The sequence below is a fragment of the Heliorestis convoluta genome, assembly GCF_009649955.1.
Classification (GTDB): domain Bacteria; phylum Bacillota; class Desulfitobacteriia; order Heliobacteriales; family Heliobacteriaceae; genus Heliorestis; species Heliorestis convoluta.
In genome coordinates this window covers 19,591-44,012 of the sequence record NZ_CP045875.1, presented here as the reverse complement: position 1 = coordinate 44,012, position 24,422 = coordinate 19,591, and the positions used below count along the sequence as shown (strand labels likewise).

Annotated in this window: 19 protein-coding genes; 5 read left to right on the top strand and 14 right to left on the bottom strand. The window is 46.1% G+C overall.

Annotation, left to right across the window (positions count from 1 at the left end):
* Positions 1-11: 11 nt before the first annotated feature.
* From rapZ to uvrC, 9 genes are all read right to left on the bottom strand, one after another.
* Entirely contained in the window at positions 12-920 is a 909-nt protein-coding gene (rapZ, locus tag FTV88_RS00160; RefSeq protein WP_153723828.1) for an RNase adapter RapZ, read from the bottom strand.
* 33 nt (positions 921-953) lie between these two features.
* Positions 954-1,862: an alkaline phosphatase family protein gene (locus FTV88_RS00155; protein ID WP_153723827.1), complete on the bottom strand. Its 909-nt coding sequence runs from the start codon at positions 1,860-1,862 to the stop codon at positions 954-956.
* Positions 1,862-2,848: an ROK family protein gene (locus FTV88_RS00150; protein WP_162007816.1), complete on the bottom strand. Its 987-nt coding sequence runs from the start codon at positions 2,846-2,848 to the stop codon at positions 1,862-1,864. The genes FTV88_RS00155 and FTV88_RS00150 overlap by 1 nt, the downstream gene beginning before the upstream one ends.
* Positions 2,805-4,361: a 4-alpha-glucanotransferase gene (malQ, locus tag FTV88_RS00145; protein WP_153723825.1), complete on the bottom strand. Its 1,557-nt coding sequence runs from the start codon at positions 4,359-4,361 to the stop codon at positions 2,805-2,807. Before malQ ends, FTV88_RS00150 begins: the two co-directional genes overlap by 44 nt.
* On the bottom strand, positions 4,361-5,863 hold the full coding sequence (locus FTV88_RS00140; RefSeq protein WP_153723824.1) for an alpha-amylase family glycosyl hydrolase: 1,503 nt from the start codon (positions 5,861-5,863) through the stop codon (positions 4,361-4,363). Before FTV88_RS00140 ends, malQ begins: the two co-directional genes overlap by 1 nt.
* 774 nt (positions 5,864-6,637) lie before the next feature.
* The gene (locus tag FTV88_RS00135) at positions 6,638-7,648 is read right to left on the bottom strand and encodes an alpha-hydroxy-acid oxidizing protein (protein ID WP_153723823.1); all 1,011 of its coding nucleotides are present in this window, start codon (positions 7,646-7,648) and stop codon (positions 6,638-6,640) included.
* Between the two features lie 192 nt (positions 7,649-7,840).
* Positions 7,841-8,713 (bottom strand): Cof-type HAD-IIB family hydrolase, encoded by an 873-nt coding sequence (locus FTV88_RS00130; protein WP_162007815.1) that lies wholly within the window; start codon positions 8,711-8,713, stop codon positions 7,841-7,843.
* 78 nt (positions 8,714-8,791) lie between these two features.
* The gene (locus tag FTV88_RS00125) at positions 8,792-9,133 is read right to left on the bottom strand and encodes a phage holin family protein (RefSeq protein ID WP_153723821.1); all 342 of its coding nucleotides are present in this window, start codon (positions 9,131-9,133) and stop codon (positions 8,792-8,794) included.
* Between the two features lie 44 nt (positions 9,134-9,177).
* The gene (gene uvrC / locus FTV88_RS00120; protein WP_153723820.1) at positions 9,178-11,055 is read right to left on the bottom strand and encodes an excinuclease ABC subunit UvrC; all 1,878 of its coding nucleotides are present in this window, start codon (positions 11,053-11,055) and stop codon (positions 9,178-9,180) included.
* 322 nt (positions 11,056-11,377) lie between these two features.
* Here uvrC and FTV88_RS00115 point away from each other — a divergent pair, with 322 nt between their 5' ends.
* Positions 11,378-12,721: a glucose-6-phosphate isomerase gene (locus FTV88_RS00115; RefSeq protein WP_153723819.1), complete on the top strand. Its 1,344-nt coding sequence runs from the start codon at positions 11,378-11,380 to the stop codon at positions 12,719-12,721.
* A 44-nt stretch (positions 12,722-12,765) separates the two neighbouring features.
* Positions 12,766-13,188, top strand: coding sequence for a divergent PAP2 family protein (locus tag FTV88_RS00110; protein ID WP_153723818.1), 423 nt, complete (start codon positions 12,766-12,768; stop codon positions 13,186-13,188).
* A 58-nt stretch (positions 13,189-13,246) separates the two neighbouring features.
* Here FTV88_RS00110 and FTV88_RS00105 read toward each other — a convergent pair whose 3' ends face one another.
* Positions 13,247-13,618, bottom strand: coding sequence for a DUF1284 domain-containing protein (locus FTV88_RS00105; protein WP_153723817.1), 372 nt, complete (start codon positions 13,616-13,618; stop codon positions 13,247-13,249).
* Positions 13,619-13,834: 216 nt separating this feature from the next.
* On the opposite strand from FTV88_RS00105, the gene FTV88_RS00100 reads away from it, so the two are divergent.
* Positions 13,835-14,677 (top strand): DUF368 domain-containing protein, encoded by an 843-nt coding sequence (locus tag FTV88_RS00100; RefSeq protein ID WP_153723816.1) that lies wholly within the window; start codon positions 13,835-13,837, stop codon positions 14,675-14,677.
* Between the two features lie 425 nt (positions 14,678-15,102).
* Positions 15,103-15,243 carry a hypothetical protein gene (locus FTV88_RS15480; RefSeq protein WP_162007814.1) on the top strand — a complete coding sequence of 47 codons (141 nt, stop codon included), beginning with the start codon at positions 15,103-15,105 and terminating at the stop codon, positions 15,241-15,243.
* Positions 15,244-15,287: 44 nt separating this feature from the next.
* Here FTV88_RS15480 and uvrA read toward each other — a convergent pair whose 3' ends face one another.
* The 3 genes from uvrA to FTV88_RS00080 form a co-directional block, all read right to left on the bottom strand.
* Positions 15,288-18,131, bottom strand: a complete 2,844-nt coding sequence (uvrA, locus tag FTV88_RS00090) for an excinuclease ABC subunit UvrA (RefSeq protein ID WP_153723814.1) — start codon at positions 18,129-18,131, stop codon at positions 15,288-15,290.
* A 39-nt stretch (positions 18,132-18,170) separates the two neighbouring features.
* A complete protein-coding gene (gene uvrB, locus FTV88_RS00085) occupies positions 18,171-20,336 on the bottom strand; it encodes an excinuclease ABC subunit UvrB (protein WP_153723813.1) in 2,166 nt (721 codons plus the stop codon).
* Between the two features lie 235 nt (positions 20,337-20,571).
* A complete protein-coding gene (locus tag FTV88_RS00080; RefSeq protein WP_153723812.1) occupies positions 20,572-21,858 on the bottom strand; it encodes a copper amine oxidase N-terminal domain-containing protein in 1,287 nt (428 codons plus the stop codon).
* 232 nt (positions 21,859-22,090) lie between these two features.
* Between FTV88_RS00080 and FTV88_RS00075 the strand changes: the two genes are divergently transcribed.
* A complete protein-coding gene (locus FTV88_RS00075; RefSeq protein ID WP_153723811.1) occupies positions 22,091-22,699 on the top strand; it encodes an O-methyltransferase in 609 nt (202 codons plus the stop codon).
* A 64-nt stretch (positions 22,700-22,763) separates the two neighbouring features.
* Here FTV88_RS00075 and FTV88_RS00070 read toward each other — a convergent pair whose 3' ends face one another.
* On the bottom strand, positions 22,764-24,392 hold the full coding sequence (locus tag FTV88_RS00070) for a sodium:solute symporter family protein (protein ID WP_153723810.1): 1,629 nt from the start codon (positions 24,390-24,392) through the stop codon (positions 22,764-22,766).
* Positions 24,393-24,422: the final 30 nt, after the last annotated feature.

The following is a 24,422-nucleotide window of genomic DNA, read 5'->3' as shown; positions in this document are numbered from 1 at the left end:
CATTGCCCATTTTACGATCTCTCATCGCCTCCTCGCTCGCGATCTTTTTCGATATCTCTATGCTTTATCGTTAGCGAGTAGTTGTGTTTGGCAAGAACTTTGGCGAGGCGATTGGTCAGCGTGACGGAGCGATGTTTGCCACCTGTACAGCCGATGGCGATGGCAAGATGACTTTTCCCTTCTTTGACGTAATGAGGGATCAGAAAACGCAAAAGAGAGTAGAATTTGCGCAAAAAAAGGCGTGTTGCTTGAGACTGCATAACATAGGTCTGAACAGGCTCATCGTTGCCTGTGAGAGGTCGTAATTCAGGAATATAGTGGGGATTGGGTAAGAAGCGTACATCCATGAGCAAATCGACATCGCGAGGAACGCCATACTTGAAGCCAAAAGACATAAAAGTAATCTTCATCGTACCTTTTTTTTCTTCTTGCGCAAAAAGTTCTACAATTTGATTGCGCAAGTTCTGTACAGACAAATCCGTTGTATCAATAATGCGATTGGCTCGACCGCGTAAGTCTGACAAGATTCTCCGCTCTAGTTGAATTCCATCAAGAATACGACCGCTTTCTGAAAGGGGATGGCGACGCCTTGATTCTTTAAATCGTCGAATTAACGTCTCATCGGAAGCTTCTAAAAAGAAAATTTCTATGCGCAATCCTTGCTGTTTCAGTTCATCGAGACCTTCGTTTAAAGAGCTGAAAAATTCCCTGCCACGAATATCGATGACAAGGGCAATTTTTTTGATCTTTCCAGTAGACTGTACGATCAGTTCTCCAAATTTCGGAAGCAAATTGGGCGGAAGATTGTCAACACAAAAAAAGCCCAAGTCTTCCATCACTCGGATGGCTTGACTTTTTCCCGCCCCGGAGAGGCCGGTAATTATAACGACATCAATGGTGTTGTCGAGCCTTTTTTCCAAAACCGGCACCTCCTTTCTAACAGCTCGGATATTTTAAGTATGTTGCTGTAGATGTCTCGGTTGATCGAGTCGATATAGTTCTTCCAATTGTTCTTCCAGTTGTATGTGATAAGAATACTCTGTTTTTTCACCGAATGCTAGAGGTAAGAGATTGCGTCCAAAAGCCTGCTTGGGCCTGCGGAGTCCAAGAGCTGACGTGATGGTTGGTGCAATCTCTAAATTATGAACAACACCTAGGTTTTGACGGCCTTTGATTTGCCCTGTGATTAAACATATCGGTGTTGGTGCCGTATTGTGGTTGCCAGTGTAAGGATTGGTACCATGATCAGCTGTTATGATTAGAAGCGTTTTTTCCAGATCAACAGATTCTAGTAATTTTCCGACGAGGGCATCGGCTTTTTCTACTGATTCAATCAGCAAGCTGACATTCTTTCTGTGTCCCATCATATCAACAGCAGCATAGTTGGCAACAAGTATGCCGCTATCCATTTGATCTAGGATATGCAAAATTTCGCGGGATAGCACCTGATCATCACTGCCATCGACACCATCCATCTCTAGACGACGTAAATCAACTTGGTCAGAACCACCAAGAACAATGGCCGCTTCATTTTTCCCGACAGCCGCTGTAAGCAAGCCTGCTTCTCGAGCCACTTCACCAACAGTTTCTACAGGTGCACCGTGATAGTCATAAGGCCTGCCCGTAGCCACCTTACCGGGTCGATGGGCTATGACGTTATAGCCTGTGCCCATCATAGCATGGGCGATTGGGGTGATAGCAGCGCCCGCTCCCAGCACTTCTGTATGGGCTACGCCGACGGCTGTTTTGCCGTGAATTCCATCCATAATCGGCGTATGGGCCATTGTTAAGTTGACGCAATCCATGCCATCAATGACCAGCAAAAGAACTTTATTTACACTGCGAAAGTGATTCCCTCCCACTATTGATCGCCCACTTTCTCAACGCTTTGGAAGACTTGGGCTGCGGCACCCATGATACCGGCATCATTGCCCAGGATGGCTCCTTGTATTTCGCAGCTCTCTATTGCTGCCGGCAAAGCTCTTTGCTTTACCATATCACGCAAGGGATTGAAAAGTACATCCCCAGCTTGGGCCATACCTCCACCAATGAGAATACGTTCTAAATTAAGTAAATTCAGCAAAAGGGCAAGACCCCATCCGAGATAGCCTGCCACTTGCTGTACCATAGACAGCGCCATGGGATCTTTTTGACGAGCTCCGTCAAAAACATGACGTGCCTCCAAGGGTCCTTCTACAGTTGCTAAAAATCCACTCCGTTCCAAGGCAAGGTGCTTTTGAGCCATCGCTACGATCGCAGGTGCTCCGACCAGCGCTTCTAAGCATCCTTTGCGGCCGCAGTTGCAAAGAGGACCGTCAGGAACGAGTACAAGATGACCGATTTCACCAGCTGCACCTTTGCTACCTCGGTACAATTGGTGATCTAAGATGAGGCCACAGCCAACGCCTGTGCCAAGGGTGATTAAGGCCATGGAAGCGGCACCTTGGCCCGAACCTTTCCAGTATTCTCCACAAGCAGCAAGATTGGCGTCATTTTCCATGAAAACGGGTAGCTTCGTTTGTTCAGCCAAATCGCTGCCAATGGGGACATTGCGCCAATGCAAATTGGGGGCAAAAGTGACAACGTGAGGAGACCTGGGGTCAATGGTACCAGGGACACCCAGGCCGATGCCTTCTAATGAAGCCTTTTCTTCACTTTTCTTGTCTTGAAAAAATTCTATAAGTGTAAGAACATTTTGCCGTACGACTTCATAGCCTTTATCTGCTTCTGTTGGAAGGCTTTTTTTGACTAAAATGGCACCTTTTTCGTCAATGAGAGCACCTTTGATAGATGTGCCACCAAGATCAATGGCGATCGCTGTCCTCTTCCTGCCTGACAGCCTGATCACTCCCTTCTTCCTTATACCAGCGACCATAGAGTTTGGTCAACATTCCAAGTTCTAAAAGGGCATCTTCTGTCAGTTGATGCCATTGAAATCGCCAACTCCAATTGCCTTCTGCCGTACCAGGGTAGTTCATGCGAGCTTCACTACCGAGAGACAAAATATCTTGCATGGGAATAATGGCGCTATGCGCCACTGTGGAGAGGGCTAGACGAATAAAGTCCCAGCTTATCTGCGCATGATTGCTGTTCATATAACGCAGAGAATATTCTTGATCTTCCGGGGAAGCTTTCTCAAACCAACCCATGTTCGTGTCATTGTCGTGTGTCCCTGTGTAGACCACGTAATTCTGAGCATACCGGAAAGGCAGAAAATCATTTTCTTCTTTGGAATCAAAGGCAAATTGCAATATTTTCAAGCCTGGAAAAGAAAACTTATCGCGCAATGCGATCACTTCTGGCGTAATAACGCCTAAGTCTTCGGCGATGATAGGCAATGGCTCCGGTCCAAGAGCCTTCGCTAACGCTGTAAAAAGCTCTTCGCCGGGCGCTTTTTTCCACTGACCACGAATGGCTGTTTCTTCTCCATAAGGAACAGCCCAATAAGCTTCAAATCCACGAAAGTGGTCCACTCGTACATAGTCTACCATTGCTAAAGTGTGTTGAAAACGATGGATCCACCAGGAAAATCCTGTTGACTTCTGATATTCCCAGTCATAGACAGGATTGCCCCAGAGCTGTCCTGTCTCACTAAAGTAGTCAGGTGGTACGCCACCAACTTCATTTGGAATACCAAATTCATTGAGAGAAAATAACTCTCGATTCCCCCAGGTATCAGCGCTATCCCAAGCTACATAGATGGGCATATCGCCGATAAATTGGACGCCTTTGCGATTGCCGTAGGCTTTTAAGGCCTTCCATTGATCAAAGAAAAGGTATTGAACAAAACGATGAAAGGCCATGGCCTCAGACAGATGTACTCTGGCTTCTTCTAAAGCCTGAGGATCGGCTTTGGCATACTTTTCTTCCCAACGAGTCCAGTCTACGTTTCCTTGTCTTTCTTTGATTGCTTGGTAGAGAACGTAGTTTTCTAGCCACCGGCTCTGTTGGGCACAAAAAGTTTCAAAAGGCTGTTGGAGCTCTTTCTTTCTTTTGAAGCGCTCATAGGCTTTCTGTAGCATTTTTTCGTTGTACTCTTTGGCTTTACCAAAGTGAACTTTTTCGATCGTTGTAGTCTGTACAGGAGGCAGTTCATCATAGGTAAGTAAACCTTGCCGAAAGAGGATTTCAGGACTAATCAGCAGGGGGTTGCCTGCAAAAGCGGAAAAGGCGGAGTAGGGAGAGTCACCGTAACCGGTAGGTCCAAAAGGAAGGATCTGCCACAAAGACTGTCCGCAAGCTCGTAAAAAATCAATAAAGCGATAGGCTTCTGGGCCTAGATCGCCTACATAGTTTTTGCCTGGCAAGGATGTGGGATGAAGCAAGATACCGCTTCGACGGTCTTTCCACAGTTTGTTCATCAGCCTTTCCTCACTTCCAGTAACAAAGATTGAAGAGGCTTTAGCGAAAAAGCCACCCGTTGGGCTACCGTATGGGAACCAATTTGAACTTTCACTTGCCCTTCTAGTATATCCACGAGCTGACCGCCTCTGTCCCAGCAAGATTGAAGAACAATCCCAGGCAGATCGAATTCCACTTCTTCTGAAGGGCTATCAAAAGCAAAGTTAATAAGCACAATGATCATATCCTCGCCTTTGCGACGGAGATAGCTAACCATTTTGCGGTTGTTAGGAATGAGAAAAGAAGTCTCTCCCCCGTGGAAGCACCCTTTGCTTTGACGGAGAGCCAATACTTTCTCATACCAAGCTGTTAGAGCCTCGTTGCCTTGAAAATCAATGCTTTGAAAGGCTTCTTCACCAAAATTGCCTTCAAAAAGAGGAGGTCGGATCACAGCACCTGCTTCTTGTCCCGCATAAAGCAACGGAACACCTGGCAAGGTGAGGGCCAGTAAAAAAGGTGGTTTACTCCGCTCTTCTCCACCGTACATGACAACACTGCGGATTTCATCGTGGTTTTCTGTGTATCGCACCATCATGTAGCGCTCACCGTAGTAATTGGCTTCCCAGTAGATCTTATCTTTGATAAAAGGCACTTCAAAGTAGGGATCATTGCTTCGCACTTCATGATGAAGGCTTTTGAGTTGATTGTATATATCAAAAGCGTAGGTTGCATCAAAGCCACTTTCTAAAAGCTCTTTCAGGCGATCATAAGCTTCTGCGAAAAAAACAACATCTTTCTTGATAGCCTTGACTTGCCCAATGGCATCTCGCCAGAATTCTAGAGGAACCCAGTGGGCAAAATCGCATCGGTAACCATCAATATCAAACTCTTCAACCCAATACGTTAACACAGAAATCATATAAGTCCACAGCGCTGTCTTGTCTTTATCTACCTGATGATAAAGTCGATGATAGTTGGGCTTACCGGGAACAGCAATGCCATAGTTGAGGTCTACGGTATCCCACCACTCTGGCTCCGGCGCTAGCGGGATGTCTCGATCGGGTTCCCAGAGAAACCATTCAGGATGATAGCCCCCTCGCTCTGGTGGGTTGGCAGGATCAAGTAGCACATTGTCAGGGGCGCAATGATTGCCAACAAAGTCCATGAGGACACGGATTCCTCGTTGGTGCGCTGCTTGAACAAGGGATCGAAATTGTTCTTTCCCCAGCGCCTCTACTTCTTCTGCCGTCTTATCTTCTTTTCTGTCACAAGCAACCAAGTCAGGGCTAATGCCTTTATAATCGCGAATGGCGTAGGGCGAACCTGAAAGGCCTTTGCGGTTTACCTCTCCCAAAGGTTGAATGGGCATCAACCAAATTGTGTTGGCGCCAAGCTTTTGGATGCGCTCGAGATCATGCTCAATATCTACAAAAGTTCCAAAGCGGCCTTCCCGAAATCCATGCACACGAGGATAGATCTGGTATAGAATGGCTGACTGAAACCATTGTGGGACAGAAGCCATGGAATCGCCTCACTTTTCACCAGTCTTTTTATTACCATCTTCGCCAGCGTCTGTTCTATCTATGCAAAGCTTTGTTGTTTTCTGCAATTGTGTTCACTTTTCTATATAGAGTTTATTCTACGTTATGGTGCCTGTTTCCTTTTTTAGGATGGATACAAGATGGCACGCGGTGGCACGGGTCCTTTCATTTGGCAGCTTTTTTCATCTTTGGCTGTAACCGGCCGGGCATGACTGGTTGACACGAAAATAGCTACCTTGTGGTGGGGTCTGGCGTTATGATTTCCTTCCGAACGGACTCATCCCACGCCATGAGCGGCAGCAAGCTGCCGATGGCTGAGGTCTGAAGTCCTCTCTCCAGGAAGTCATAACGCCTGACCCAGGTACATCTTGCTGGTTGTGACTGCGTTTTGGCCTATTGCAAATGCAAATACAATAGGTAGTTGCGTATAGAAGGAAGTTGTTCCAACCTATTCCAAAGGGAGTAACAATCAGCAAAAAACCCTCTGGGCCAGGGCATCACGCTTTCCGCAGCGGGACTTGGGACCTCAGCTGTCGCCAGCTTGCTGGCGGTAACAGCGTGGGACCAGTCCAGAGCGGAGGAAAGCGTGATGACCTGGCCCCTCTACAAGGTTACTCTATCATCAGTATGATAAACCTGTGTCGCAGGAATGTTTCGTTTGGCAGCTATTTCTATCTCTGGCTATGCCCAGCCGAGCATGAGGGTTTCGCATGAAAAAAAAGGCACAGGAGGCCGCCCTCCTGTGCTGTGTGTTATCAGTATAGAATCTCTGGTGTAATGTCTTTGATAGTTCTGCAGCCGGTTACGATCATGGCCTGGTGAAGTTCTGCTTTGTACTTTTCCATGACTGTTTTGACGGCTTCTGTGCCTCCTCCGAAAGCGGCTTGCATAATGGGGCGACCTACAAGGACAGCGTCAGCGCCTAAGGCTAGGTATTTTAAGACATCTGTGCCGTTGCGGACGCCGCCGTCGGCGAAGATTTTGATCTTGCCTTGCAGTTCGTGGGCAATTTCTGGTAGAACGGTGGCAGCACCGGGCGTGTGATCGAGAATACGGCCGCCATGGTTGGAGACGACGATAGCCTGGGCGCCGGCTTCTGCTGCCATAATCGCTTCATCGACGGTCATGATGCCTTTCACAATAAAAGGTAGCTTTGTTGCTTTGACAAGCTCCGCCAACTCCTCTTTGGTCTTTGGCCCTACAGGTTGACCTTTTAAGGCCATGGTGACCAGCCCAGCGCCATCTACATCAACGGAAATGGCCGTAACACCTGCTTTTTCTGCTTCTTCTATCCGTTCGATAATGGCTGCTTGGGAACGAGGCTTGATGCAAGTGAGGCCTTTTCCCGTCTTTTGGATGGCCTCTAATCCCGAATGATACATGGTAGGATCGGCGCCATCGCCACCCCATCCGATCAGACCTGCTTCGGCAGATCCTTGGACAATGGCAGTTACCATCTCTAATTCCGAAATCGCACCACCACCATTATAAGAAGCACCTGTTATAGGCGCTCCCATAATAGGCGCTTGCAAAGTTTGCCCAAAAAGCTCTACCGTCAAGTCAGGATTCTTCGCATCATGAAGGGTGCGCATATGAAGCTTGACAGAAGCCAAAGCACGCAAATTTTCCATAAAAGCAGCACCGGTACCGGCACCGCCCATGCCTGGCACTTCACCGGCACAGGCTCGGCCATCACAGGTATTACAGAGGCGGCAAAAACCTTTCATTTTCTCACGAGCTGATTCTCGAATCGTTTTTACGTCCACGGATCATTCTCCCTTCTACTTCTAGCGACCATTGATATATAGATTCTGCTTTTGCTACCTTTGTCCCATGGGAACTTATAAAGAAAGCTCGGTGGCCTCTGGCCATCCGAACTTCTCATGGATAGTACCTATTCTTGAAGCGATGGAAGAAACCCTTTTTGAATGGGGGAAACAAAACCTGTTACTAGAAACTTAGAAGTTCTTTAACACAAAGCGCTCCAAAGCAGTCGCTACGCCACCTTCTCGATTTGTCGGCGCTACATAATCAGCACTTTTCTGCACCTCTCGGGGCCCATTGCCCATAGCTACAGCCACACCGGCATACTCTAGCATATCGATATCATTATAGGAATCTCCAATGGCCATCACATTCTGTTGATCGATTTGCAACTGTTCTGCTAAAAAACCTAAAGCCTCACCTTTACCAGCCCGTCGATCCATAAACTCCAAGTAAAAAGGCTTTGATCGCGTTACAAATAGCTGATCACCCCAAAGTTGACGACCTTCTGCCTCTAGCTTTTCTAACTTCTCTGGATCTCCTATGGCTAAGATCTTCGTCGTCTCTTCTTCTGCTAAAAGAGCTCTGTGATCGGGAATCAACGTAACAGGGACTCGAGCCAATTTGATATAATCGCTGCCTTCTTGACCTAGTTTCTCCATATAAAGATGATCCTTTACATAGAGGTTTACATGCAACTCTTTGGCTTGCAGAAAAGCAAGAACTTCTGTAGCCAACTTTTTTTCAACAGGGCGATGCCAAAGAACTTCCCCAGTCTGAGAGTCTTGAATCAAAGCACCTTGATAGACAATCAAGGGCAGTGCCAATCCCAGCTCTTTGGCATAAGGCAAGGTAGAGCGATACATACGGCCTGTTGCTAAGGTGATAGTTACACCTTGTTGCTGAGCACGCTGAATGGCTTCTTTCACAGCAGGTAAAATGGTAAGCTCTTCCGTTAACAACGTATCATCTACATCGATGGCGACCAGAGAAATACCTTTTGACCTTACCTCTGTAGAAGCTATTTCCTCTTCCTTGTCAATGATTTTGTTCAAGCTCCCTATCACGATACCTGTTCACCCCTATGAATCACTATATTTTTTCAATACTCCAAAGAAAGTACGCCATCGTTGGTCCTGTTATTATCAGTCTTTCACAAACCAGCTCATAAAAGTGCTAATTAGCGAGAGTAGAATGGCGCCAAAAAAGGCAGACCAGAAACCGGCAATGTCTAAGCCCGGTACAATGGCTGCGACCATCCAGAGCATCAACCCATTGATCACCAAGGCGAAGAGCCCCAGCGACAAGAGGGTAATCGGTAAGGTCAGCAGGAGAATCATGGGTCTTATAAAAGCGTTGACCACGCCTAGTAAAAAAGCGGCGATAAGCGCTTCGGCCAAGCCAACGACTTGAATGCCCGGAATAATCCAAGCGGCTACCGTTAGCGCCAGCGTATTAAAAAGCCAGCGCAAAACAATGGAATTCATGTCCTGCCCTCCCTCTGTCAATCTTTCTTTGTAGCACTCACTTTTTACCCTTTTTCGGTAGACGAAAGTGCCTGCAAAACTTTATGAGCCAGCTCCTTGTTCATGCCTTCCACGACGGCCATTTCTTCTACCGTCGCTTCACTCATTTTTTTTACGGATCCAAAGTGTTGCAGCAGAGCGGTCTTTCTTTTCGGACCGATGCCGGCAATCCCATCTAGAATGGACGTCAACTGTGCTTGAGAGCGCAATTGGCGGTGATAGGTAATAGCAAAACGGTGGGCTTCATCGCGCAGGCGCTGCAATAGATACAGTGCCTTGGAGTGGCGTGGCAAAATGACCGGTTCAGAAGAGTTTTCATGAAAGAGCCATTCATTTTCTTTGGCGAGTCCAAAGGTTGGAATTATGGCATAACCCAGTTTCTTCATGACTTCACGAGCGGAACTTAATTGGCCTTTGCCGCCATCGACGATGACCAAATCTGGCAAGAGCGCAAACTTAGCGCTCATAGGATCGAGCTCACCTTTTTCAATCGCTTGGCTTTCTTCACGAGCTCGCGAAAAGCGTCGCTCAATGACTTCAGCCATCGAAGCAAAATCATTGGGCCCTTCTACAGTACGCATGCGAAAACGTCGGTAGTCCGATCGCTTTGGTGCCCCTCCTTCGAAAACAACCATAGAAGCAACCGATTCTTGCCCCATGGTATTGGAAATATCAAAGCACTCAATGCGCCAGGGCAGTTCTTCAAGATGCAAATGACTTTGCAATTCTACGACAGCTTCTTCGGTTCTAGATTTCTTATGCTGTTCTTCTCGTTCCTGCTGCTCCACTGTTAGTAAGGCATTTTTGGCCACCATTTCTACCAGTTGAAGCTTTTTTCCTCGCTTCGGAACAACCAAGGCGACCCGCTTTCCTCTCTTTTCTTTCAGGAATTGGCTGATTACGTTTTCTTCTTCTGATGACTCGATAGGTTCCTGCAAAAGAATCTCTGGTGGAATATATTCAGATCGACTGTAGTATTGCTTCACAAAAGCGGTAATCACTTGAGACCGATCCATTTCGTTGGTACCTTCTAAGAAAAAGTGCTCCCGACCGATAAGCTTGCCGCCTCGAATAAAGAAGATTTGCACACAGACTTGTGTCAGCCCTCGAGCCATAGCAATGACATCTTGATCTTCCATGGTCGTGGAGACAACTTTTTGTTTTTCCATCACGCGCTCTAACGCTTGTAGTTGGTTGCGCAGTTCAGCCGCTCTTTCAAAGTGCAGTTCTTCAGCGGCTGCCATCATTTCTGCTTGTAATCGTTCTATGATCTGACCTTCTTTGCCTTCTAAAAAAGCAATCACATCTTTGATGACTTTGTTGTACTCTTCCCGCTTCACATTGCCTGTGCAAGGTGCGAGACATCTTCCGATATGATGGTTGAGGCAGGGCCTTTTTCTTTGCTTACAGTCAGAACCCGTACAAGTGCGCAAGGGGAAGAGCGTGCGCAGTAGATTGACAGTCTCTCGGACAGAGCCCGCCGAACTATAAGGACCGAAATATTTAGCCCCATCTTTAACCAATCGCCTTGTTACGAGAAGACGGGGAAAAGTCTCTTGCAAGGACACTTTCAGATAGGGATAGCTTTTATCGTCTCGCAGCATGATGTTATAGCGAGGTTTATGTTCTTTAATCAAATTACATTCTAGAATTAAAGCTTCTAGCTCTGAATCGGTCACAATTGTATCGAGATCACGAATTCGAGCAACCAGCGCTTGCGTTTTGGCAGCCATATTTTTAGGCCCTTGAAAGTACGAGCGAACACGGTTTTTCAGGTTAATCGCTTTGCCTACGTAAATTACCTGGCCTTGTTCATCTTTCATCAAATAAACGCCTGGCTTGCCGGGAAGCTGATTCAGTTTTTCCTGCAGCAATTGATGCAACCTTTTCACCTCACTCTTTATAATAGCACATTTGTAACAAAAGGCTGCAAGACCTGACTTTCTTCATAACTTGTTAACAAATTAATTAAAAAAACCGAGCAGGAATCCAACTCCTTCCATAGAAAATGGAATAAGAAGGCAGTTTTGTTCATAGAACATAAAGTACAATAGCGATTTTTGCCTTTTTATGTGCTTGTTTTTACAACCCTTTTGTTTTTTCCTTACATTATGATTTTACTACTAACCAGTCATGCCCGTTGTGCACAATCAGCAAAATGTACCTGGGGCAATTAACTATTTGCGTGTTAAGGAGGCAATTATAATGAATTCTTCATTACAACTTGATTTAACCCATTCCACAGTACAAGGAAAATTGGAAAGTTTGGAAAAAAAGGTATTGCAAGCCCATCGTTCTCTCCATGAAAGAACGGGGGCTGGCAGTGAATTTACAGGCTGGCTTACTTTGCCAGAGCAATATGATCGCGCTGAGTTTCTTCGGATTGAAGAAGCAGCGAAAAGAATCCAAAGCTCTTCCGATGCTCTTGTCGTCATCGGCATTGGCGGTTCTTACCTCGGTGCTAAAGCCACCATTGAGATGTTAACGCACCCTTTTCATAACCAGCTTCCATCGACACAGCGAAAAGGCGTTGAAATTTATTTTGCCGGTCATCACTTAAGTTCTACCTATCTCTCCCAACTGCTTCAACATCTAGAAGGTAAGGAAGTTTCCCTGAACGTCATCTCCAAATCCGGTACGACTACAGAGCCTGCTATCGCTTTTCGCTTTTTACGACGTTGGATGGAAAAAAAGTATGGGCCCGAAGAAGCGAGAAAGCGTATTTATGCGACAACCGATAGTAGAAAAGGTGCTTTGAAAACTTTTGCCGATGCGAAAGGTTATGAGTGCTTTGTTGTGCCTGATGATGTGGGTGGGCGCTATTCTGTTTTAACAGCCGTTGGCCTGTTACCCATTGCCGCCGCTGGCATTGATATCAAAGCCTTACTGGCAGGTGCTCATCAAGCCATGAAGGACTTTGCCGAGCCTTCTTTGCTTGCCAATCCTTGCTATCAATATGCTGCAGCTCGCAACTTACTTTACGAAGAAGGCAAAAAGATTGAGTTGCTCGTGAACTACGAGCCTTCCATGCAATACTTTGCCGAATGGTGGAAACAATTGTATGGCGAAAGTGAAGGCAAAGAGGGCAAGGGTATTTTCCCTGCTTCCGTTAACTTTTCTACTGATTTACATTCTATGGGGCAATACATTCAAGAGGGATTGCGTATCCTAGTAGAAACGGTCATACAGTTTGAGCAACCAGCCCTTGATTTACAATTAGAAGCGGAAGAAGATGACGGCGATGGTTTAAATTTCTTGTCTGGTAAAACCGTCGACTTCGTGAACAAAAAAGCTTTTGCCGGCACCCTGTTGGCCCATGTGGATGGACAAGTGCCCAATCTTGTTTTAACAGTTCCTGAGCAAAGCCCTTATCAATTGGGACAACTTTTTTACTTTTTCGAAAAGGCTTGCGCCATTAGCGGTTACTTATTAGGTGTCAATCCCTTTGATCAACCTGGTGTAGAGTCTTATAAGAAAAATATGTTTGCTCTTCTCGGCAAACCGGGCTTTGAAGAGCAGAAAGAGGCCCTCGAAAAAAGATTGTCCTAGTTTCCTCCCCTTACTCAGTACCAAAAAGGAGCGACTAGAACAATTTGCTAACGCTGATCATCACACCCTTACTCGCTGTCGTTCTAGCACAGGCTATTAAGTTCATTCTAGAATCAATCCAGCAAGGTGAGATTCTCTGGTTTCGCTTCTTTGAACCTGGTGGCATGCCCAGTTCACATACAGCCCTTGTCGTTTCTTTGGTTACAGCCATTGCCTATCGTCACGGTATCGCTTCCGATCTTTTTGCCATTGCTGTTGTTTTTTCTAGCGTTGTCATTTTTGATGCGATGGGTGTGCGCCGCTCGGCCGGTGACCATGCCCGAACGCTAAATCAACTGCTTAACATTATGGGCTTTCGTCGTCATCCTGACGATGGACCTTTGAAAGAGCAGTTGGGTCACTCTCCAACGGAAGTCTTAGCGGGCGCTCTATTAGGCTTTATCATTGCCTGGTTATTCCATACCTAGAACAACCGCCTCTTTGCAAGACCGAGTCTACTCCGTACTTGTAAAGAGGCGGTTCTTTTCATTTATTACATACTTTTGACCAACCGCAGTCGGTACAAAAGCTTTGAAACCATTCTTCCGTTGCTTCTTGAATAGGTTCTTTAACCTGCATCCATGTTGTCTTATCGCCTTTTTTCATTTTTAGCAAAGCGAGGGCTTGTGCGTCTAAAGCTTGTATTTCACTTTCTGCCCCTTCTTTGCTGGCGCATATTGCACCTTTTCGTGAAGGGCAGGCTTTACAAATATCATCGGCCTCAGCGATTACCTCTATTTCTTCACCCCGTTCAGCTCGACCCATGACGTTGAAAAGATTATCAATAAATTCTTGGTTGTATCCTTCCCCGCGGAAAAAATGAAGACATACTAGGTGATGGCCTCGTAGTTTGAGCATACTGTCTCCTTCTTTCTTGAGTTGGTACGGTTTTTAATGGACTTTATGATGGGGCAGTTTTATCTTGCTTATCGAGACAAGTAAGTAAGGCTTGCTTCAAAGTACTAATTTTAAGAAGTGATTTTTTTTAAGAAAAAAGTATGGTACAATCGATCCTGCTGTATAGTAGGGTTAGGATTTTTTTGTTGTGATCAAACCATGGAAGGATTTGACAAGTTGTTGGAATGGCGTAATATCCCCAAAGGATTTGTTATGGGGATTTGTGACCTTATACCTGGCGTTAGCGGTGGCACGATTGCCTTGGTTCTGGGCATTTATCAATCTTTGATTCATGCGATTAATGGTATCTTTACGAGAGAATGGAAAAAGCATTTCCTTTTTTTAATTCCTCTCGGCCTCGGCATTGGTTTGGCTTTACTTACAGTGAGTCATCTGATGAATTGGCTTTTAGAAGCGTACCCTAAGCCTACTTTTTTCTTTTTCCTAGGCTTACTGCTTGGAATCATCCCTTCCTTATTAAAGGAAGTCAATTATAAGGAATCTTTTAAGCCTCTGCACTATGGCCTTCTCGGCCTGGCTGCCATCGCCGTGGCTGCTACCACCCTTGTTCGAGATGATAGCCTTAGTGCCATTATGACAGATCTCGGCTGGCTTGATTATGCCCTTCTCTTTTTTTCGGGATGGCTGGCCAGCTCTGCCATGATTCTCCCTGGCGTTAGCGGTTCTTTTGTTTTTCTGATGTTAGGTGTTTACCCTACTGTTATTGCAGCGCTTTCTGCTTTTCACATTCCTATTATTATAGTAGTGATTATGGGAATTGGCATTGGCTTGATTCTTACAAGTAAGATTATTCGTTACTTATTCCTGCATTATAAAGTTGGTACTTATGCTGTTATGATCGGTTTTGTAGTCGGTTCGATTGCTGTTGTCTATCCTGGGCTGGCTACGGATCTTTTCACCTTGCTTTTAAGCTTGCTTGCTTTTGGTGGTGGCCTTGGTAGTGCTTATTATTTGGCCACTTATGAGAAGAAGGGCTTGGTGAAAAGTGGGCAGGGTTAACACGAAAATAGCATTTTCATCTTTGGTTGTGCCCGACTGGGCATGACTGGTTAGTTCGAAAATAGCTACTTTGTGGTGGGGTCAGGCGTTATGACTTCCTTCCGAACGGACTCATCCCACGCCATGAGCGGCAGCAAGCTGCCGATGGCTGAGGTCTGAAGTCCTCTCTCCAGGAAGTCATAACGCCTGCCCCAGGTACATCTTGCTGGTTGTGACTGGGTTTTGGCCTATTGCAAATACAATACAATAGGCAGTTGCGTATACATAGCAAAAAGTTAGGCAAAGCAATGCCAATGGGATTAACAATCAGCAAAAACCTTCTGGGCCTGGGCATCACGCTTTCCGCAGCGGGACTTGGGACCTCAGCTGTCGCCAGCTTGCTGGCGGTAACAGCGTGGGACCAGTCCAGAGCGGAGGAAAGCGTGATGACCTGGCCCCTCTATGAAGTACCCCCAACGTCGTCAACGAAACCAGGAAAAATGATTCTCATCTATGGTTGTGTCCGTTCAGGCTTGGAGGGCTGGTGCAGTCATGCTGTAGAGTCAAAATACTGGGATAGCGCTTGATTTTTAAGGAAGAGGCTGTTTTTTAAAACAGGCCTCTTTTTTTACTACGCCAGCACCGAAGTACCGGCCTTACGAGCCAACACTTTTTGCAGAAAATGACCTGTATAAGATGCTTCTACGGTACAAATCTCTTCCGGCGTTCCTGACGCTACGATGGTGCCCCCTTTATCGCCACCTTCTGGTCCTAGGTCCACGATATAGTCGGCTGTTTTAATGACGTCGAGGTTGTGTTCAATCACGAGTACTGTATCGCCTGCTTCGACGAGTCGTTGTAAGACACCAAGGAGTTTATGAATATCAGCAATATGGAGCCCTGTCGTCGGTTCATCGAGAATATACAAGGTCTTTCCATTGGAGCGCCGCGAGAGTTCTGTGGCTAGCTTCACTCGTTGTGCTTCCCCACCTGATAAAGTGGTCGCCGGTTGACCCAGGCGAATGTAGCCGAGTCCAACATCTTGTAAGGTCTGTAGTTTGCGGGCTATTTTGGGGATGGCTTGGAAGAATTGGAGTGCTTCATCGACTGTCATAGCCAAGATATCGGCAATTGTTTTTCCTTTGTAGGTGACTTCTAAAGTTTCTCGATTGTATCGCTTGCCTTTGCAGACTTCACAAGGTACGTAAACATCGGGGAGAAAGTGCATCTCGATTTTGATAATGCCGTCGCCTTTACAAGCTTCGCAACGGCCTCCTCGAACATTAAAGGAAAATCGGCCCGGTCGATAACCTCGCATTTTTGACTCTGGTACCTGGGAGAATAATTCTCGAATACTGTCAAAGACGCCGGTGTAGGTGGCCGGGTTAGAACGGGGGGTGCGTCCGATGGGCGATTGATCAATGTCAATGACCTTTTCTAAGTGCTCAATGCCACGAAGGGCTTTGTGGGCACCGGGAGGCGTTTTGGCATGATGCAGTTCCATGGCCAAAGCTTTGTGCACAATTTCGTTGACCAGTGTTGATTTTCCAGAACCTGAAACGCCTGTTACGCAGATAAAAAGGCCCAGAGGAAAGGCTACATCAAGATTTTTTAAGTTGTTTTCTTCTGCGCCAATTACTTCAATCCATTTGCCCTTTGGCATTCTACGCTCTTCCGGTAGGGGAATGAATTTGCGCCCTGAAAGGTATTGACCTGTAATAGAATCTTCTACTTGCATAATTTCTGCCAATGTCCCCTGGGCAACAATGGTGCCGCCATGGGCACCGGCGCCGGGGCCGATATCGATAATATGATCGGCTGCTATCATGGTATCTTCATCGTGTTCTACCACAAGTAAGGTGTTGCCAAGATTGCGCAGTCGCTCTAGCGTTTGCAAAAGTCGCTCGTTGTCTCGTTGATGCAGGCCAATAGACGGTTCGTCGAGTACATAAAGAACCCCCATCAGACCGGAACCAATCTGGGTGGCCAGTCGAATGCGCTGGGCTTCGCCACCGCTTAAAGTACCGGCACCACGGGAAAGGGTCAAGTAGGTTAAACCTACGTTATTCAGAAAGCCGAGTCGCTCACGAATTTCTTTAAGAATTTGCCGCGCAATCAAGCTTTCTCGCTCTGTTAGCTCAATTTGTTCAAAAAAATGATAACTTTCTTCTACAGACATCTCGGTGATCTGATGAATGTTTTTACCACCTATTAAAACAGCCAAGCTTTCTGGCTTTAAGCGAGCGCCACCACATTGGGGGCAAGGCTTTTGAACCATATATTCTTCAATTTCTTCACGAGACCAATCCGATTGGGTTTCTCGATAGCGCCGCTCTAAGTTCCGAATAACGCCTTCAAAGGGCGATTCAAAAGCACGCTGTTCTCCATCAAAGTTCTGAAATTGAACTTTGATTTTTTCTTTGCCTGTCCCGTAGAGTAGAATCTGAAGAACTTCATCGGGAAGCTCTTGCACAGGCACAGTCGTTGAAAAGCTATATTTCTGGGCCAGGGCGCGCAACATTTCTGGCAAATAGGCCGAGTTCATCCGTGCCCAAGGCGCGATGGCGCCTTCTTCTAAGCTTTTCTTTTTGTCTGGAATGACCAGATCAGGGTCTACAACGAGATGAACACCGAGACCGGTACAGTCAGGACAAGCGCCATAAGGCGCGTTAAAAGAAAACATGCGTGGTTCAATTTCTCCAATGGAAATGCCACAGTCGGTACAGGCAAAGTTCTGTGAAAAAAGCAATTCTTCTTGATCGATTAAGTCAACGATGACAATGCCTTCCGCCAAAGCCAGGGCAATTTCCAAAGAGTCGGCAAGGCGTCGTTCAATATCGGGCCGTAAAATAATGCGATCGATAACGACTTCAATGGTATGCTTTTTATTTTTTTCTAACGCTACTTCTTCGGTGGCATCCATCACTTCGCCATCAATGCGCATACGAACATAGCCTTTTTTACGAATCTCTTCGATTACTTTTACATGTTCGCCTTTTTTGCCACGAATGAGAGGCGCTAAGATTTGCAACTTTGTGCCTTCGGGGTGAGCAACAATCTGATCAACCATTTGTTCGATCGTCTGCTGCTGGATGGGCTCGCCACATTTTGGGCAATGGGCTCGGCCGACTCGAGCGTACAGTAGGCGCAAGTAGTCGTAAATTTCAGTCACCGTTCCAACGGTAGAACGTGGGTTTTTGGATGTTGTTTTTTGATCAATAGAAATGGCTGGTGAAAGTCCTTCTATATAATCAACATCTGGTTTGTCCATTTGCCCTAGAAACTGACGGGCATAGGCAGACAAGGATTCTACATATCGGCGCTGCCCTTCTGCATAAATGGTATCGAAAGCGAGAGAGGATTTTCCCGAACCGGACAAGCCCGTCAAGACAACGAGTTTGTCTCTTGGTATATCGACATCGATGTTTTTTAAGTTATGAGCTCGAGCCCCTCGGACGCATATAGAATCTGACATGGTTAACTCCTTCAATTTTTACTGCTCTGTCTCATCAGTTTACTCTACTTTTTTCTTGCTCCGTCTTTTTGGTTTTGCAGAAGCTTCTTCCGCTTCTTTGGAATTGCTTTTTCTTGAGCCTTTTGCTGTACTTTTTCCTGCGCTTTTTGTTGAACCTTTTGTATTTTTACCTGCAACTGGCGTGCCGCCTTTGAGCTCAATGATAAGATCTCGTAAAAGAGCGGCTCTTTCGAACTCAAGGGCTTTGGAAGCTTCGATCATTTCTTTTTCTAGTTCTTTGACGACAACAGTTGGATCGTCTTTGACTTTTTCTTTTTGACGAAGCAGTGATGCAGCTCGAGCTAAGGCGCTGCCAGAAGGACCGGCTTGGTATGGTGCATGATCTTCCGCTGCTCTTGTCGCTTCTAAGATGTTGCGTACTGCTTTTTTCACCGTCATGGGAATAATACCGTGCTTTTCATTGTAAGCCAGTTGTATTTCTCGGCGACGATTCGTTTCGTCGATGGCTTTTTGCATTGATTTGGTGATACTGTCGGCGTACATAATGACAGTGCCATCTACGTTACGAGCAGCGCGGCCAATCGTTTGAATCAGGGAGCGATCGGAGCGGAGAAAACCTTCTTTATCGGCATCTAAAATGGCAACAAGACCTACTTCGGGAAGATCGAGACCTTCGCGCAATAAGTTGATGCCAACGAGTACGTCAAATTCTCCCAAACGAAGGTCTCGGATGATCTCCATGCGTTCAATGGCATCTACATCGGAATGCATCCAGCGTACGCGGACGCCGACTTGACGAAGATAGGCCGTTAGATCTTCTGCCATTTTTTTGGTCAGTGTGGTAACGAGAACGCGTTGATCCCTTTTCACTCTTTCTCGAATCTCATGTAAAAGATCATCGATTTGCCCTTGGACAGGCTTGATATGAATGACAGGATCGATAAGGCCGGTGGGGCGAATGATCTGCTCCACCACTTGTTTGCTCTTTTCCATTTCATAGTTACCAGGTGTGGCTGAGACATAAATGGCTTGATTGACCATTTCTTCAAACTCATCAAACTTCAAAGGGCGATTGTCGGCGGCAGAAGGCAAGCGGAAACCGTGTTCAATCAAAGTGCCTTTCCGTGAGCGGTCTCCTGCATACATGGCGCCTACTTGCGGCACCGTTACATGGGACTCATCGATGAGCAATAGAAAATCTTTCGGAAAAAAGTGAAGCAATGTATAAGGTGCTTCGCCCGGTTGCCGGAATGTCAGGTGACGAGAGTAGTTTTCAATACCTGTGCAAAAACCCATCTCCCGCAACATTTCAATATCATAGCGAGTGCGCTGGGCTAGGCGCTGCGCTTCTAGTAGCTTATCTTGCTTTTTAAACTCTGCAAGTCGTTCTTCCAGTTCTGCTTCAATGTTGGCAATGGCGATTTCTAGCTTGTCTCGAGCTGTGACGTAGTGTGATTTGGGGAAAATAGATATATGATAACGATCTGCTAGAATTTCACCGGTTAAGGTGTCAATTTCACGAATCCGCTCTAACTCATCGCCAAAAAACTCAAGGCGCACTGCTTTTTCTGTGTAGGAAGCCGGATAGACCTCGACTACATCACCGCGTACGCGAAAGGTGCCTCGTGTAAAGTTGACATTGTTACGACTGTATTGAATTTCTACGAGACGACGCAATAGGCTATCGCGATCATAAGTGCGTCCTTTCCATAGAGAGATCATTTGATCAAGATATTCAGCAGGCGAACCGAGGCCGTAGATGCAAGATACGGAAGCGACAATAATAACATCACGACGTTCTATCAAAGCTGCTGTGGCAGAGTGGCGCAGCTTATCGATTTCATCGTTAATGGAAGCGTCTTTTTCAATATAGGTATCGGATTGCGGTACGTAAGCTTCTGGCTGATAGTAATCATAGTAACTGACAAAATACTCAACAGCATTGTCAGGAAAAAATTCTTTAAACTCTGCGCATAGCTGAGCAGCTAAGGTCTTGTTATGAGCAAGAACGAGCGTGGGACGTTGTACTTTCTCAATGATGGCGGCCATGGTAAAAGTTTTACCGGTGCCTGTTGCACCGAGCAAGGTCTGATGATTCATGCCAGCCATAATATTTTGGCTTAGCTTTTCTATCGCCTGCGGTTGATCGCCTTTTGGCGTAAATTCTGTTTTCAGTTGAAAGGGAATTTCATTTTTCTCTTCCATGGTCCACCTCCTAGTAATGAAGCAAGCGGGCCTCGCCCGCTATACAGAAATGATTCCTATTTAGATTATACCACAAAGTGATCCTTTTGCAGAACTTTACACTGTCTAGATCATGAAAATAAAATCTAAGAAGACTTTTTGCTTACACCAAGGGTCCAAGTAAAAAAAAGAAAAAGAAAAAGGTCAGCCATAAAAAGCTGACCTGCCGTAGCAAAAGTCTTACAATCCTATATCGCTACATCGACTCTTCTTCAAGGGGTAGCAGATACTCTGCTTGCAGATCCATCAATTCAGCCATATCAATGGCATCTGTTATGATGGGGAATGTTACTGGTTCGTTCAGGTTTTTGATGGATGCTGTTCCGGTAAAGGCTTGGATCATGGTAATACCAGGATCTACCGTAAGCTTCTGCATCCCTTCAAAGGTAAAGGATTCGGCCAGATAGGTTTCGCTGTTGATATAGTAGGTATATGCCATGCGAAGTTCAAGGTTCTCAAAAAGCTTTTCTATCTCTTCCATGCTTTGTGGTGTATGATTGGTAAATGGATGGCTGAACTCCATGATGTTACTATATTCTTCTTCCGTAATCTCAAATTGAATGACATAATATTTTTGCCCACTGATGATGCTATCTCCTACGTAGATTGGCTCTATACCTATATCCATCATCTGCTCCACTGCGACGAGAGGATCTTGGGCGCTTTTAGCCAATTCTTTATAAGCATCGCTGAAAGTGGCATAACGCATCCATTGATCGGCCTCGTCCATGCCCGGCATAGTGCCTTCAAAAGTCATTCTCATGTAGAGATAATTGCCATCGGAGTAGGTTTCTGTGGAAATGCTTTCTAACGTTTCTTCTGTAAGTCCCTCTAGTTCTGGCATGATAATCTTATTTTTTACGTAGATACGATCTGGTTTTTCATAGTAGCCTACCATCGTCATGTTCATATCCATGTTCATGGTGCCCTCTTCAGACATTGCTTCTTCTGGCAAGCCTGTCATTGCTGTGTTGATGACAATCTGGCCTTCAAAAGTATAACTATCTAGAGCCGCACTGGCCGCTGTAGATTTGACCAATAAGTCCATCGCTCGATGCGTTGCTGTTTCAATGCGAACAACGCCATTTTCCCATTCTATATGGGCATGAAAGGCTTGCGCTAAGGCTCGCACTGGAACCATGGTCCGGTCATCTATGATTTGAGCAGGTACATCAATTTCTTGGGCATCTCCGTTAATGCAAATGCTCTTCTCTCCTAGCACCAAAGAGACGATGGTATCCCCTTTTGTGGCTACAACGGTTTTATCTTCTGCTATGTACTCCAGGGTAGCGCCGAGCTTTTCACCGATAGCTCGATAGGGAAGTAAGACACGACCTTCTTGCAGAACCGGTGCTGTTTCTGTTTGCAAGAGTTGGTCATCGACGTAGACAGATATGGTCTGAGATAGGCCTTCCTGCGCCATCGCAGCCGGCGCGAAAAGCAATGCCAATGCTAGCGCAGAAGCTAACAGTACTTTTCTCATCAATCTCGCCCCTTTCTTGGTAATCGTAAAATCTGGTTACAACTACCATGATACTAGATTGTTACTCTTTTCTCAATAGATTTTTGACGAACCTATCCCTACCCGAGGTCGGGCACAACCAAGAAGATGTACCTAGGTCAGGCCTTATTCATTCCTGGAGAGAGGACTTCAGAGCTCAGCCATCGGCAGCTTGCTGCCGCCAATGAATTAACAAACAAAGGCGGTTTTTACAATGCATCAACCCAACCAATTCCATGAACAATTGCTTGCTGAAATGGAAAAGGAAGCGCAAGAGCAATACGTCCCTATTCTATCAAGAGAAGGCGGCCACTTTCTTCGTTGGCTGGTCTCATTGCTACAACCTCGTCGCCTTTTAGAGATCGGAACGGCCATTGGCTACTCCACCTACTGGCTTTGTCAGTCTCTTCCTCCCGACGGTTCCATTGTAACCATAGAAAAAGACGAGCGTCGTGTAGAGCGAGCTCGTCTTTACTTAGAAAAAGCGGGACTTCTCGATCGGGTTACTTTGCTCACGGGAGATGCCGGAGAATTTCTTGAGCAAGCGGAAGGTCCTTTCGACTTTGTTTTTCTAGATGGACCGAAAGGACAATACCCTCGTTATCTAGAAAGTATTGAAAGATTGACCGTACCTGGTTCTCTTCTCGTGGCTGATAATCTCTACTTAAAGGGCCTCGCTGTCGGCAATCGCAAGCCCATACGCTATACAACCATGGCACGGCGCTTGAAAGAGTATCGACAGACCATCATGGAGAGCCCGCACTGGGATAGCCAGCTTCTTTCTGTCGGTGATGGTTTTGCTTTGAGTTTGCGCCGCTCTTAGGTTTCAAGAGCTTTATAAAGAGTTTAACATTTTTCTGAAAGAGTAGAGATCCTTCCAAGGATCTCTACTCTTTTTTATGGATCATACTTTCTTGTTGAAACGCTCGGATTACGGCAGGCCCCGTCTGTATCGTTGAGTCTGTCTCTTTCGTTAGCAAACTAACAAGAATTAAAATGAAAGTACTAACAGGCAAGCTAATTACAAGGGGATCAATATAGGTCCATGGTTCAGAAGCCAACGTGGTCACACCAAAAAGCAGTTCGGAAAGCCCGAAGATAGCGGCTTCTTTTTCATGAATGAATAAGACTAAGAACAGGTAGGTTATAGTGGCCGCCACCATACTAGAAGCAGCTCCAATCCGAGTGACACCGGACCAATAAAGGGCTGCCGTGTACATGGGTAAAAAGGCGGAAGCACAGAGGCCGAAGAAAAGCGCCGTTGCAATGGCGATGATGCTTGTGGGGAGTTGAAGCGCCAACAGCAAGGTTACGACAAAAGCCATGATAGTTCCCATTCTTGCCCATTGCAAAGTCTTTTCACCACGACCACGACGTGACGCAATGAGATCATAGGCTAACGATGTGGCAATTAAGTGGAATTGACCACTTAAGGTGGACATGGCTGCGGCTAGCAAAGAAAGTAAGAAAACGATCATGACCCAAGGTGGCATGGCTTCTGTGATAAAAAGAGGAATAATACGATCCACGTTGGGGGCCGCTCCACCAGCGGCTGTAGCTGAGAGTGCAATTTGGGAAGTCGTTTCGTAGAAGTAGACGTTTGATAGAGCCCCTACGGTGAAAGCCGTTCCTGTCATAAAAAGAATAAAAACGCCACCGACTCCCATGGCTCGATAGATTTCTTTTGAACTTGACACAGTCATATAGCGAACTGCCAGCTGTGGCTGAGCAAGTACTCCAATACCTACGCCAAGGACAAGGGTAGACATGACAAACCACCAGATCTCAGAACCAAATTGGGGCATAGATGCCCAGCCCATATGCCCTTTTTCTGCTAAGGCTGCCGGCACCAGATCGACCATGCTGTGCAGCTTTTCGTGGGCCACAGTAATGCCCCCAAGTTGCTTGTAGGTGAGAATGAGCAAAGTTACCATACCAAAAAACATAATCGAACTTTGCAAAGCATCGTTGTAAATAACGCCACGCAAACCACCAAAAAATACATAGGCCATCACAATAACAGCAAAAATCAGCAAAGCCGTCTGATAATTCATTGCTAGAGCTTGCTCCATATAGCGAGCACCGCCAATCATAACAGCGGCTGCATAAAGAGGCATGGATATAGAAATCACTACGGCAGAAAAACGTCGTATAAAAGGCGACTGAAAACGAGCACCTAGAAATTCTGGAAAAGAGTGTACACCGAGACTGTGAGCCATTTTACGAGTCTTGACACCGTAAAACATAAAGGCGATAAAAACACCGACTAAAATGGTACAGACCGTTAACCAGAGTAGACTCAAACCGTATACACCAGCAGCGCCACCAAAGCCAACGATGGCAGAGGTAGAAATAAAAGTGGAGCCATAAGCCATGGCCATAAGAAAGGGGTGTATGTTCCCCCCTGCAATCATATAATCTTTAGCCGAGCGAGTATGACGATAACCGAGATAACCTAAATAAACGGTAGCTCCTAAGTACAAAATCGCCATTGCATAGAGCAGGGTTGAATCCATCTTTATGTGGCCTCCTTGATGAAATATGGG

Bases quoted from the DNA above. Each gene is read 5' to 3' on its own strand.
- malQ (WP_153723825.1), bottom strand. From the start codon at position 4,361: ATGAACAAACTGTGGAAAGACCGTCGAAGCGGTATCTTGCTTCATCCC.
- FTV88_RS00140 (WP_153723824.1), bottom strand. From the start codon at position 5,863: ATGGCTTCTGTCCCACAATGGTTTCAGTCAGCCATTCTATACCAGATC.
- FTV88_RS00125 (WP_153723821.1), bottom strand. From the start codon at position 9,133: ATGAATTCCATTGTTTTGCGCTGGCTTTTTAATACGCTGGCGCTAACG.
- FTV88_RS00115 (WP_153723819.1), top strand. From the start codon at position 11,378: ATGAATTCTTCATTACAACTTGATTTAACCCATTCCACAGTACAAGGA.
- FTV88_RS00105 (WP_153723817.1), bottom strand. From the start codon at position 13,618: ATGCTCAAACTACGAGGCCATCACCTAGTATGTCTTCATTTTTTCCGC.
- FTV88_RS15480 (WP_162007814.1), top strand. From the start codon at position 15,103: ATGACCTGGCCCCTCTATGAAGTACCCCCAACGTCGTCAACGAAACCA.
- uvrA (WP_153723814.1), bottom strand. From the start codon at position 18,131: ATGTCAGATTCTATATGCGTCCGAGGGGCTCGAGCTCATAACTTAAAA.
- uvrB (WP_153723813.1), bottom strand. From the start codon at position 20,336: ATGGAAGAGAAAAATGAAATTCCCTTTCAACTGAAAACAGAATTTACG.
- FTV88_RS00080 (WP_153723812.1), bottom strand. From the start codon at position 21,858: ATGAGAAAAGTACTGTTAGCTTCTGCGCTAGCATTGGCATTGCTTTTC.
- FTV88_RS00075 (WP_153723811.1), top strand. From the start codon at position 22,091: ATGCATCAACCCAACCAATTCCATGAACAATTGCTTGCTGAAATGGAA.
- FTV88_RS00070 (WP_153723810.1), bottom strand. From the start codon at position 24,392: ATGGATTCAACCCTGCTCTATGCAATGGCGATTTTGTACTTAGGAGCT.